The sequence below is a fragment of the Xanthobacter sediminis genome (genome assembly GCF_043195015.1).
Taxonomy (GTDB): domain Bacteria; phylum Pseudomonadota; class Alphaproteobacteria; order Rhizobiales; family Xanthobacteraceae; genus Xanthobacter.
This window is the reverse complement of sequence record NZ_JBAFWH010000007.1, coordinates 132,934-145,554: the sequence shown is the minus strand read 5'-3', so window position 1 is coordinate 145,554 and position 12,621 is coordinate 132,934. Positions and strand designations below refer to the sequence as shown.

7 protein-coding genes are annotated in these 12,621 nt (G+C 69.5%); 2 read left to right on the top strand and 5 right to left on the bottom strand.

Translation table 11 applies throughout. The features are described 5' to 3' along the window. Window positions 1–126: 126 nt before the first annotated feature. Window positions 127–894 (bottom strand): SDR family NAD(P)-dependent oxidoreductase, encoded by a 768-nt coding sequence (locus V5F61_RS11445; RefSeq protein WP_393988062.1) that lies wholly within the window; start codon window positions 892–894, stop codon window positions 127–129. Between the two features lie 92 nt (window positions 895–986). Beyond that, entirely contained in the window at window positions 987–2,654 is a 1,668-nt protein-coding gene (locus V5F61_RS11440; RefSeq protein WP_393988063.1) for an acyl-CoA synthetase, read from the bottom strand. Window positions 2,655–2,817: 163 nt separating this feature from the next. Between V5F61_RS11440 and V5F61_RS11435 the strand changes: the two genes are divergently transcribed. Next, window positions 2,818–3,807, top strand: coding sequence for an AraC family transcriptional regulator (locus V5F61_RS11435; protein WP_393988064.1), 990 nt, complete (start codon window positions 2,818–2,820; stop codon window positions 3,805–3,807). A 196-nt stretch (window positions 3,808–4,003) separates the two neighbouring features. Here V5F61_RS11435 and V5F61_RS11430 read toward each other — a convergent pair whose 3' ends face one another. Continuing rightward, on the bottom strand, window positions 4,004–5,425 hold the full coding sequence (locus V5F61_RS11430; RefSeq protein ID WP_393988065.1) for a glutamate synthase subunit beta: 1,422 nt from the start codon (window positions 5,423–5,425) through the stop codon (window positions 4,004–4,006). A gap of 281 nt (window positions 5,426–5,706) precedes the next feature. Then, window positions 5,707–10,419, bottom strand: a complete 4,713-nt coding sequence (gltB, locus tag V5F61_RS11425; RefSeq protein WP_393988066.1) for a glutamate synthase large subunit — start codon at window positions 10,417–10,419, stop codon at window positions 5,707–5,709. Window positions 10,420–10,975: 556 nt separating this feature from the next. Between gltB and V5F61_RS11420 the strand changes: the two genes are divergently transcribed. Beyond that, window positions 10,976–11,797 (top strand): hypothetical protein, encoded by an 822-nt coding sequence (locus V5F61_RS11420; RefSeq protein WP_393988067.1) that lies wholly within the window; start codon window positions 10,976–10,978, stop codon window positions 11,795–11,797. A gap of 69 nt (window positions 11,798–11,866) precedes the next feature. On the opposite strand, the gene V5F61_RS11415 is transcribed toward V5F61_RS11420, so the two are convergent. Continuing rightward, window positions 11,867–12,448, bottom strand: coding sequence for a YqaA family protein (locus V5F61_RS11415; RefSeq protein ID WP_393988068.1), 582 nt, complete (start codon window positions 12,446–12,448; stop codon window positions 11,867–11,869). Window positions 12,449–12,621 lie beyond the last annotated feature (173 nt).

The window sequence follows — 12,621 nt, the reverse complement described above, 5'->3', positions numbered from 1 at the left end:
GTGTTGTTTCCTCCCTTATTATACCGTGGCCCGGTGTTCGACCGGCGCCGGGTGGGTTTTGCTCAAGTCGCGCGCGGGCTTGGTCCAAGGTCCGTGAACGATGCGCGCGGACCTTGGGCATCACGATCAGCGCGGCGGCATGCGCAGCGCGCCGTCGAGGCGGATGACCTCGCCGTTCAGCATGACGTTGCCGATGATGTGCTCCACCAGCGCCGCATATTCCGGCGGCCGGCCGAGCCGGGGCGGGAAGGGCACGTTTTTGCCCAGCGCGTCCTGCACCTCCTGGGCCATGCCGGCCATCATGGGCGTCTCGAAGATGCCGGGGGCGATGGTGACCACCCGCACGCCGAACCGCGCCAGCTCGCGCGCCGCCGGCAGGGTGAGGGCCGCCACCCCGCCCTTGGAGGCGGCGTAGGCGCATTGGCCGATCTGCCCGTCGAAGGCGGCGATGGAGGCGGTGTTGATGATGACGCCGCGCTCGCCGTCGGCGCCCGGCTCCTCCTTCACGATGGCATCGGCCGCGAGGCGCAGCATGTTGAAGGTGCCGACGAGATTGATGGAGACGGCGCGGGCGAAGCTTTCCAGCCGGTGCGGCCCTTCGCGGCCCGCTACCTTCTCGCCCGGCGCGACGCCGGCGCAATTGACGAGGCCGTGCAGGTGGCCGAACGCCGCCTTCGCCAGCGCCACGGCGGCGAGGCCGTCGGGCTCGCTGGTCACGTCCGCCTTCTGGAAGCGGAAGCTTTCGCCCAGCTCGGCGGCGATGGCCTCGCCGGCTGCAGCGTTGATGTCGAGCCCCACCACCTTCGCGCCCCCGCCCACCAGCAGGCGGGAGACGGCGGCGCCGAGGCCGGAGCCGGCGCCGGTGACGAGAAACACGCGGTCCTTGATCTGCATGGGTTGTTCCTCCCCCGTATGGTTGTGCGCGGCCCCCCGGGGCCAGGGCGCGGGATGCTGGCGCATCCGCCCTCCGAGCCGTGGGCTTGGCTTCAGGCCGCGCCGTTCGCCTTGCCGGTTTCCCGGTTGCGCAGCATGAAGCGCTGGAGCTTGCCGCTCGGCGTCTTCGGCAGCTCCGCCATGAACTCGATCTCACGCGGGTAGGCGTGGGCCGAGAGGCGGTGCTTCACGTACTGCCGCAGCTCCTCCGCCAGCTCCTCCGAGGGGGCGAGGCCCTCGCGCAGGATCACGAACGCCTTCACGATCTCCGTGCGCTCGGGATCGGGCTTGCCGATCACCGCCGCCTCGATCACCGCCGGATGCTCGATGAGCGCGCTTTCCACGTCGAACGGGCCGATGCGGTAGCCGGACGAGGTGATGACATCGTCCGCCCGGCCGACGAAGCTGATGCGGCCGTCCTCCTCCAGCTCCACCGTGTCGCCGGTGCGGTAGTAGCCGCCGGCCATGGCCGGTGTCTCCTGCCGCCAGTAGCCGGTGAACCAGAGCAGGGGGGAATGGGCAATGTCGATGGCGAGCACGCCCGGCACGTTTGGGGGCAGCTCCCGGCCCGCCTCGTCCAGCACCGCCACCCGGTAGCCGGGCATGACGAAGCCGGCGGAGCCGGGATGCACCGCGTGCTTCAGGCGGTGATGGTTGTTCACCACCATGCCCAGCTCGGTCTGGCCGTAATGGTCGAAGATGGGGGCGTCGAGATGCTCCGCGAACCAGCGGATCACCTCCGGGTTCAGCGGCTCGCCGGCGCTGGAGACGGCGCGCAGCTGGCCCTTCACCTTGGCCGCCGCCTCGGGACCGGCGGCGATGAGCAGGCGGTAGGCGGTGGGCGCGCCGGCAAGGTTGGTGATGCCGTGGCGCTTGATGACGTCATATGTGCCGGCCGCGGTGAACGGGCCGTCATAGAAGGTGGTGGCGTGGCCCAGCAGCAGCGGGCCCGTCACCGCGTAATAGAGGCCGTAGGCCCAGCCGGGATCGGCGATGTTCCAGAACTTGTCCGAGGGCCGCAGGTCCACCGCGTCGCGCATGTAGATCAGGAAGGCGAGCAGGGCCTTGAGCGGCACCGGGACCCCCTTGGGCAGGCCGGTGGTGCCGGAGGTGGACATCATGAGGAAGAGATCCGTGCCCTTGCGCAGCACGGGCTCGAACTCGGCGCCCTGGCGCGCCAGCTCGGCGTGGAAGTCGAGGTCACCCGGACGCGGCGCGGCCTCGCCGGGGCGGGTGACGAGCGCCACCGGGGGCGCCTTCTCCACCTCATCCAGCTTGGGGCGGTTGTGGGTGTCGGTGACCACCAGCTTCGCGCCGGAGGTCTTCAGCCGGTGCTCGATGGCCTTGGGGCCGAAGGCGGTGAACAGGGGCTGGTAGACCGCCCCCGCCCGCCAGGTGCCCAGGATGGTGATGAGCAGCTCCGGTGTGCGCGGCAGAAGGCCCGCCACCACATCGCCGGGCTTGATGCCCTGGGCGGTGATGAGGTTCGCGAAGCGGGCGGACAGCGCCTTCATCTGCGCGAAGGTGTAGCTCGCGCGCCGGCCGTCTGCGCTCTCCCAGTCGAGGGCGGTGCCGCCCGAGGCCGCATGGCGGTCGCAGCACTCCACGCAGGCGTTGATGCCGCTCTCCAAGTCGCCGTCGAGCAGGGCCGCCACGTCGGCGAGGCGGAAGTCGCGGGCGGCCTCCGCATGGGTGGGGGTGGGATTCGTGGCGTCGGCCATTTTCGTTCCTCCATCGGTCCCCGGCTTCCGGACGGGCGGGGACGCATTCTCGATTGGCTCGATCTAGCGACGAAGATGGGTGGCATACGATGACCGAATGGAGCTAAATTCGTGATCGGTTTTGCCATGTGCGGCCAGCCAGCCCGGCGCCAGGGAGGGGCACATGGAACGGCGCATGATCTCGCCCGGCTTCGTGGAGGACGCCCTGCAATGCCTGCGCCGCCGCGGCCTCGACGAACGGCCGCTGCTGGCGCGCGCCGGCCTGCCGGAGGTGGTGCGCGAGCCGGTTTCGGCCGAGCGCTACGGCGCCCTGTGGCTCGCCATCGCCGCCACCATCGACGACGAGTTCTTCGGTGAGGGGGCGCGGCCCATGCGCTCCGGCAGCTTCACCCTGCTGTGCCACGCCATCCTCTCCGCGGCCACCCTGGAACAGGCCCTGCGGCGGGCCCTGCGCTTCCTGCGCCTGGTGATGGACGATCCCCATGGCGAGCTGGTGGTGGCTGATGGCCTCGCCCAGGTGGTGCTGAAGGATGCCGGCGCGCCGCGCTCCGCCTTCGCCTACCGCACGTTCTGGATCGTGGTGCATGGCATCACCTGCTGGCTGGTGGGCCGGCGCGTGCCGCTGCGGCGGGTGGATTTCCGCTGCGGGCCGCCAGCGCATGGGGCCGACTACGGGCAGTTTTTCGGGGCGCCCGTGCGCTTCGGCCAGCCCGAGAGCCGCCTAGCCTACGATGCCGATTTCCTGAAGCTGCCCGCTATCCGTAACGAGCGGGCGCTGCGCGAGTTCCTGCGCCGGGCGCCGGCCAACATCCTGGTGCGCTACCGGCATGATGCGGGGCTTCTCGCCAAGGTGCGCGCGCGGCTGCGCGCCACGCCGCCGGCCCGGTGGCCGAGCTTCCAGGAGCTGGCGGCCCAGCTGCGCATGCCGGAGCCCACCCTGCGCCGGCGCCTGCGCCTGGAGGGCCAGACCTATCGCGATATCAAGGATGAGCTGCGGCGCGCGCTCGCCATGGCGGCACTGTCGGAGGGGGGGCGGGACGTGGCCGAGATCGCCGTCGATCTCGGCTTCTCGGAGCCCAGCGCTTTCCACCGCGCCTTCCGCAAATGGACCGGGAAGAGCCCCGGGGCCTGGCGTACCGACGCTTCGGGCTGATTCGAGGGGCCCGCGAGCTTTTCCGGCGGGCCGTTTCCATGGTCCTCGCTCAGGTCCGCCCCATGCCGGTCAAGCGCCTGGGCCGATGGTGCGAGGCGCCCCCTTCAGCGCATGAAAAAGCCCCTCTCTCCCGCCGGGAAAGAGGGGCCCATCATTTCGGGCCGAGATGCGCCCAAGGGCTCAGTGCGACAGGGGCTCAGCGCGGCAGGGTCGAGGCGCCCATGAGCGCGACGTCGATGGCGTGGGCGGCCTGCCGGCCCTCGCGGATGGCCCACACCACGAGCGACTGGCCGCGCCGCATGTCACCCGCCGCGAACAGCTTGGGCACGGAGGTGGCGTAGTCGTCGTCATTGGCGCTGACGTTGCCGCGCTTGTCGAGGGTGACGCCGGTGTCGGCCAGCATGCCCGCGTGCAGGGGGTGGGCGAAGCCGATGGCCAGGAACACGAGATCGGCGCGCAGCACGAACTCGGTGCCGGCGATGGGCTGGCGCTTGGCATCCACGCGGGCGCACTTCACGCCGGTGACGCGGCCGTTGCGGCCCTCGATGCCCAGCGTCGCGCAGGCGAACTCGCGCTCGGCGCCCTCGGCCTGGGAGGAGGAGGTGCGGAACTTGGTGGGCCAGTAGGGCCACACCGCCAGCTTGTCCTCTTTCATGGGCGGCACCGGGCGGATGTCGAGCTGGGTGACCGAGAGCGCGCCCTGGCGGAAGGCGGTGCCCACGCAGTCGGAGGCGGTGTCGCCGCCGCCCACCACCACCACGTGCTTGCCGGCCGCGATGATGGGCAGCTCGTTGATTTGCTCGTCGCCTTCGCGGCGGTTGGACTGCACCAGATAGGGCATGGCGAAATGCACGCCCTCGAATTCCTGGCCGGTGAGCTGCGGGTCGCGCGGGGCCTCCGAGCCGCCGGCGAGCAGTACCGCGTCATGGCCATCGAGCAGCGCCTGGAGCGGGGTGGTGACGCCAACGTTCACCCCGTAGTGGAAGGTGACGCCCTCGGCCTCCATCTGCGCCACGCGGCGGTCGATGTGCTTCTTCTCCATCTTGAAGTCGGGGATGCCGTAGCGCAGCAGGCCGCCGGCCTTGGGCTCGCGCTCGTAGACATGAACCTCGTGGCCCGCGCGGGCGAGCTGCTGGGCGGCGGCCATGCCGGCAGGGCCGGAACCGATCACGGCGACCTTCCTGCCGGTCTTCACGGCGGCGGGCTCGGGGCGGATCCAGCCCTTCTTCCAGCCCATGTCGGCAATGGACTGCTCCACCGTCTTGATGGTGACGGGCACGTCTTCGAGGTTCAGCGTGCACGCCTCCTCGCAGGGGGCGGGGCAGACGCGGCCGGTGAACTCGGGGAAATTGTTGGTGGAGTGCAGGTTGCGGACTGCCTCCTCCCACTCGCCGCGATAGACGAGGTCGTTCCAGTCCGGAATCTGGTTGTGGATCGGGCAGCCGGTGGGGCCGTGGCAGAAGGGCACGCCGCAATCCATGCAGCGCGAGGCCTGGTTCACCACCTCGGCTTCGGGCAGCGGCAGAGTGAATTCGCGGAAATGGCGAATGCGGTCGGAGGCGGGCTGATACTTCTGCTCGCGCCGATCAATTTCCAGGAAACCCGTGACCTTGCCCATTGGAACCTCGTTGCGGGAGCCGCCGCGCGCGCCGCGTCTGCGCACCTCAGCTCCATTACAAGAATTATAACAGCTTGAGGACTCGGAATTGGCGTGCCGGAACGTGTTGCGCCGGTCCGAGCCGGATGCGGGGGCCGAGCGGGCGGCCGGCGTGCGGGGGAGGGGGCGAGCCCCTGCCGGGCCGGGCCGCGCGGAAAGAGGTGCTCCGCAGCCGCCGGCGGCGCCCCCGCTTCGGCCCTTCCCGCTTGCGGGCGGGGAGCCGGGCGAGGGCGGATGTCGGCTTATTCCGCCGCCACGAGGCCGCGCAGCTTCTCCAGGTCACGCAGGGCGCGCCGGTATTCCACCGGCATCACCTTTACGAACTTGGAGCGGTAGTCCGCCCAATTGTCGAGGATGGCCTGCGCCCGCGCCGAGCCTGTGTAGTGCAGGTGCTTGGCGATGAGCTGGTGCAGGCGCTCCTCGTCGTGGCGCGACATGTCGGAGTGCACATCGATGCGGCCCTTGAACTCCAGATCGCCGCCGTGGTGGTGGAGGCGCTCCAGCAGGTCCTCCTCCTCCTCCACCGGCTCCAGGTCGACCATGGAGAGGTTGCAGCGCTTGGCGAAGGTCTTGTCCTCGTCGAGCACATAGGCCACGCCGCCGGACATGCCGGCCGCGAAATTGCGCCCGGTGGGGCCGATGACCACCACCACGCCGCCGGTCATGTACTCGCAGCCGTGGTCGCCGGTGCCCTCGACCACCGCGATGGCGCCGGAGTTGCGCACCGCGAAGCGCTCGCCCGCCACGCCGTGGAAGTAGCACTCGCCCTCGGTGGCGCCGTACATCACCGTGTTGCCGACGATGATCGAGTGCTCGGGCACGATGGCCGAATGGGCCGGAGGCCGCACGATGATGCGCCCGCCCGAGAGACCCTTGCCCACGTAGTCGTTGGCCTCGCCCACGAGATCGAAGGTGACGCCTGCGGCAAGGAAGGCGCCGAAGGCCTGGCCCGCCGTGCCGGAGAGCTTCACGTGGATGGTGTCGTCCGGAAGGCCCGCATGGCCGTAGCGCTTGGCGACCGCGCCCGAGAGCATGGCGCCGGCGGAACGGTCCACCGAGCGGATGGGGGTCTCGATCACCACCCTCTCGCCGCGCTCCAGGGCCGGCGCCGCCTTCGCGATGAGGGTGCGGTCGAGCACCTTCTCGATGGGGTGGTGCTGGCGCTCGGTGTGGCGAATGCCGGCGAGGCGTTCGTCGGCGGGCCGCTCGGGCTGGGCGAACAGCTTGGAGAAGTCCAGGCCCTTGGCCTTCCAGTGGTTGATGGCCTTCTGCTGGTCGAGCACGTCGGCGCGGCCGACCATGTCCTCGACCTTCCGGAAGCCGAGCTGGGCCATGTACTCGCGCACTTCCTCGGCGACGAAGAAGAAGTAGTTGATGATGTGCTCGGGCGTGCCCTTGAAGCGCTTGCGCAGCACCGGGTCCTGGGTGGCGACGCCCACCGGGCAGGTGTTGAGGTGGCACTTGCGCATCATGATGCAGCCGGCGGCGATCAGCGGCGCCGTGGAGAAGGCGAACTCGTCTGCCCCCAGGAGCGCGCCGATCACCACGTCGCGCCCGGTGCGGAAGCCGCCGTCCACCTGCAGCGCCACGCGCGAGCGCAGGCCGTTGGCCACCAGCGTCTGCTGGGTTTCGGCGAGGCCCATCTCCCAGGGCGAGCCTGCGTGCTTGATGGCGGTGAGCGGACTCGCGCCCGTGCCGCCTTCGAAGCCGGAGATGGTGATGTGGTCGGCGCGCGCCTTCGCGACGCCCGCCGCCACCGTGCCCACGCCGACCTCGGACACGAGCTTCACCGACACGTCCGCGTCGGGGTTCACGTTCTTGAGATCGTAGATGAGCTGCGCCAGATCCTCGATGGAGTAGATGTCATGGTGCGGGGGCGGGGAGATGAGGCCCACGCCCGGCGTGGAGTGGCGCACCTTGGCCACCACCGCGTCCACCTTGTGGCCGGGAAGCTGGCCGCCCTCGCCGGGCTTGGCGCCCTGAGCCACCTTGATCTGCATCACGTCGGAATTGACGAGGTATTCAGCGGTGACGCCGAACCGGCCCGAGGCCACCTGCTTGATGGCGGAGCGCATGCTGTCGCCGTTGGGCAGGGGCTTGAAGCGCTCCGGCTCCTCGCCGCCCTCGCCGGTGTTCGACTTGCCGCCGATCCGGTTCATGGCGATGGCAAGCGTGGTGTGCGCCTCGCGCGAGATGGAGCCGAACGACATGGCGCCGGTGACGAACCGCTTCACGATCTCGGACGCGGGCTCGACCTCGGTGATGTCGAGGGGCTGGTGGCCGATCTCCTCCGCCTCGCGGATGCGGAACAGCGAGCGGACGGTGAGCAGCTTCTCGTTGCTGGCGTTCACCATGCTGGAGAAGGCGCGGTACTGGTCCTGCGCATTGCCGCGCACGGCGTGCTGGAGGGTGGCCACCGTGTCCGGCGTCCAGGCATGGTCCTCGCCACGCATGCGGAAGGCATATTCGCCGCCCACGTCGAGGGCGAGGCGGTAGACCGGCGCGTCGGAGAAGGCGAGCTGGTGGCGGCGCACCGTCTCCTCGGCGATCTCGGCAAGGCCGATGCCCTCGATGGTGGTGGCGGTGCCGAAGAAATACTTGTTCACGAGTTCGGAGTTGAGGCCGACCGCGTCGAAGATCTGTGCGCCGCAATAGGACTGGTAGGTGGAGATACCCATCTTGGACATCACCTTCAGCAGGCCCTTGTCCACCGACTTGATGAAGCGCTTGACGATCTCCTTGTCGTCGACCTCCTCCGGAATCTCGTCCTTCATGGCGAGCAGGGTTTCGAAGGCGAGATAGGGGTTGATGGCCTCGGCGCCATAGCCCGCGAGGCATGCGAAATGGTGCACCTCGCGCGCCTCGCCGGTCTCCACCACGAGGCCCACAGACGTGCGCAGGCCCTTGCGGATGAGGTGGTGGTGCACCGCCGCCGTGGCCAGCAGCGCCGGGATCGGGATGCGATCCGGCCCGGTCATGCGGTCGGAAAGGATGATGATGTTGTAGCCGCCGTGCACGGCCGCCTCGGCGCGGTCGCACAGGTGCTCCAGCGCGCCTTCGAGGCCCGCAGCGCCCTTGTCTGCGGCGTAGGTGATGTCCAGCGTGCGGGTGTCGAACCGCTCCTCCATGAAGCCGATGGAGCGGATCTTCTCCAGGTCCTCATTGGTGAGGATGGGCTGGCGCACCTCGAGCCGCTTGCGGCGGGCGGTGCCTTCCAGGTCGAAGATGTTGGGCCGCGGGCCGATGAACGACACCAGGCTCATCACCAGCTCCTCGCGGATCGGGTCGATGGGCGGGTTCGTCACCTGCGCGAAGTTCTGCTGGAAGTAGGAGAACAGCGGCTTCGACTTGTTGGAGAGCACGGAGATGGGCGTGTCGGTGCCCATGGAGCCCACCGCCTCCTGGCCGGTGATGGCCATGGGCGCCATGAGCAGCTTCAGCTCCTCCTGGGTGTAGCCGAATGCCTGCTGGCGATCGAGCAGCGACACGTCGGTGCGCACCTCGCGCGCCTCCACGGGGCGCAGGTCTTCCAGGACGAGCTGGGTGTGCTTCAGCCACTCCTTGTAGGGGTGGGCCTTGGCGAGCTCGGACTTGATCTCCTCGTCGGGAACGAGGCGGCCTTCCTCAAGGTCAACCAGCAGCATCTTGCCGGGCTGGAGGCGCCACTTGGTGACGATCTTCTCCTCGGGGAGGGTGAGAACGCCCATTTCCGAAGCCAATACGATGGTGTCGTCGGTGGTCACCATGTAGCGGGCGGGGCGCAGGCCGTTGCGGTCGAGGGTCGCGACGATCTGCCGGCCGTCGGTGGCGACGATGGCGGCCGGGCCGTCCCACGGCTCCATGAGGGAGGCATGGTACTCGTAGAAGGCGCGACGCTCCTCGTCCATGAGCGGGTTGCCGGCCCAGGCCTCGGGCACCAGCATCATGGCGGCGTGCGGCAGGGAGTAGCCGCCCTGGGTGAGGAATTCGAGCGCGTTGTCGAAGCAGGCGGTGTCCGACTGGCCTTCGTAGCTGATGGGCCAGAGCTTGGAGATGTCGGCGCCGAACAGCTCCGAATCCACGCTCGCCTGCCGCGCCGCCATCCAGTTGACGTTGCCGCGCAGGGTGTTGATCTCGCCGTTGTGGGCCACCATGCGATAGGGGTGGGCCAGCGGCCAGGCCGGGAAGGTATTGGTGGAGAAGCGCTGGTGTACGAGGGCGAGCGCGCTCTCGAAGTCCGGGTCGGAGAGGTCCGGATAATAGGCGCCGAGCTGGTCCGCCAGGAACATGCCCTTGTAGACCAGGGTGCGGCACGACAGCGACACCGGATAGTAGCCGGCGATGCGGGCGTCGCCGGCATTGTAGACGCTGTTGGAGATGACCTTGCGCAGCACGTAGAGCCGGCGCTCGAAGGTGTCCTCGTCAGTCAGGTCCTCGCCGTGGCCGATGAAGACCTGGATGTGCTTGGGCTCCGTGGGCAGCACGGTGACGCCGAGGGAGGAGTTGTCGGTGGGCACCTCGCGCCAGCCGAGCAGCACCAGGCCCTCTTCCGCCACCACGCGCTCATAGGTGGCGCGCACGATCTCCTGGCCCTCCGCGTCGCGGGGCATGAAGATGTGGCCGACCGCATACTTGCCGGGCTCGGGCAGGGTGAAGCCGAGGCGTGCGGCCTCCTTGGCGAAGAACTTGTGCGGGATCTGCACCAGCATGCCGGCGCCGTCGCCGGCACGCGGGTCGGCGCCCACGGCGCCGCGGTGCTCGAGGTTCAGGAGGATCTTGATCCCGTCCTCGACGATCTTGTGGGACTTGCGGCCCTTGATGTCCGCCACGAAGCCGACGCCGCAGGCGTCCCGCTCGTGGGCCGGGTCGAACAGGCCGAACGGCGCCGGACGACCGACGATCGCCGTGCCTTTCACGGCGGCGGCACCGGTCGCCACGCTTCCGCTCAAGCCATCCCTGCGATCAGTCCCTGCCATTTTACGTCCCTTTTTCAATTGTCGGGCCGAAGTGCGTTCCGCCTCCGGCCCGGCTGATCCCATTGCGTTTCGGCGTATTCGCCCGGCGGCCTGCGGTGCGGCCCGGCTGGCGCCGTTCGCCCCAAACTGCCGCGCGGCCGCCCCCGGCGCAATGGCCTATCTGTCTCGCCGTGCACTGCAACTTCCACGCCACGAGGCCCGAGCGCGCCCATCCGCATGCGTGTGCGTTGCGCGGAAGGAGCCTTTGATGTGGGGGATAGGGCAGCACGACTTCCCTATCCATCGGAAGATGCCAGAAAACTGAACATTTCACAAGCGGTGCAGTGGTGTCTCTGACACCTTTATGACCAAAAATTGCGCATGGCACGTCTGCTGCGAAAGATAGGGTGCGGGCGCATGCCCTGGCACGCAACGGCCTTGCGGTGCGCGGGCGGATGGTTTGGCAACGGACTGTCACGAACGGGGCCGATGCCGCCGCCCTGTGGTCCCACCGACGCCGCATTGGGCAGATGTAGTGCCGTCATTGATTTACTGCCTGTGCAGGTGACGACGGACCATGCCTCTTCCCGCCTTCCTGCGGCGCGCCGGCCGAATGGCCCGCGCCGTATCGCCCCAAGGTTCTGCTCCCCGCCCGCGTGCGACCCTGCTTCTCGCCTGCGGCGTGGCCGCGCTTCCGGCGGCTTTCGCGGCGCCCGCTCCCGCCGCGGCCCAGTATCTCATCTATGAGGAGCCCTACGGCGCCGCGCCGCCGCCCTATGGCTACGAGCGTCCGCCCGTCTATGTGCCGCGCCCGCGTGGCCCGCTGCATTATGTCATGCTGCCCCCTTCGGAGGTGCGGCGCCGGCTCCAGGCCATGGGCTATTGGCAGGTTTCCCGCCCGGTGCTTTCCGGGCGCGTCTATGTGCTCACGGCTGCGGACGACGAGGGGCTGCTGAGCCTGCAGGTGGATGCCTATTCCGGCGAGGTGCTGCGGGCGCATCCGGTTGGCGCGCTGCCGCCGGGGGCCGGGCGGGCGCCCATGGTGCCGCCGGGGAGGATCACCGTCGCGCCGCCGCGCCCGGTGGCGCCGCCCGCCAGCGTCCCGCTGCCGCAGCCGCGCCCGCCGGAGGCCGATGTGGCCCTCTCGGCGCCTGCCGCTGTACCTGCCGTGCCGCCTCCGGCGGACGCGGCACCGGCATCGCAACCCGCCGCCGTGCCGCCAGCCGGTTCGCCTGAGGCGGCACCCGTTCCGGTGCCGGATGCCGGGGCGCCGCCGCCCGTGGCCGCGAGCCCGGAGGCCGCGCCGGCGTCGGAGCCCACCTCGGCCGGCAGCGCCACGCCGGGCGACACCACGGCGGGCTCCGCCTCGATCCTGTCCCGGCCGTCGGGCACCCAGTGACGCTATCGCCCCCCGGCCATGGACCGGGGGGCGATGGAACTTGCCTCCTTGATGGAGCGTACGCCTGCCTCAGATCACGTAGGCCGCCGCCAGCAGGCCCAGCACCACCACCGCCAGCAGGCCGAGGGTGACGAGCCCCAGCCGCTTCTCGATGAACTCGCGGGCCATGGGCCCGAAGTAATGCAGCAGAGCCGCCAGCAGGAAGAAGCGGGCGCCGCGGGTGATGATCGAGAGCGCGATGAACCAGCCGAGGCTGTATTCGGCGAAGCCGGACGTGATCGTCACCAGCTTGTAGGGGATGGGGGTGAGCCCCTTCAGCAGAATCACCCAGTGGCCGTAATGGGCATAGGCGGTGCGGAAGGCGTCCACCTTGTTGCCGTAGCCGTAGAGATCGATCAGGAACTTGCCGACGCTTTCATAGAGCAGGGCGCCGATGGCGTAGCCGACGAGACCGCCCAGCACCGAGGCGATGGTAGCGATGAGCGCGTAGCGCCATGCCCGGTCGGGGCGCGCCAGGGTCATGGGCACCAGCAGCACGTCGGGGGGGATGGGAAAGACGGAGCTCTCTGCGAACGAGACGAAGGCGAGGGCCCAGGGGGCGGAGGGCTTCGCCGAATAGGCGATGACCCAGTCGTAGAGCTTGCGGAGCATCGGGGACTTCTTTTTCCGAAGGTGCCCCCGCTTAAGCGGCCGGAGCGGCGGAGTAAAGGCGAAGCTCCCGGCAAGAGGCCGCAGGCGGAGTGGCCGCGCCGATGCGATGGTATTCCGCAACGGCACCACGGGAGCCGGCTGCCTCCCGCTTGGGCGATCGCACCGGCCGGCGA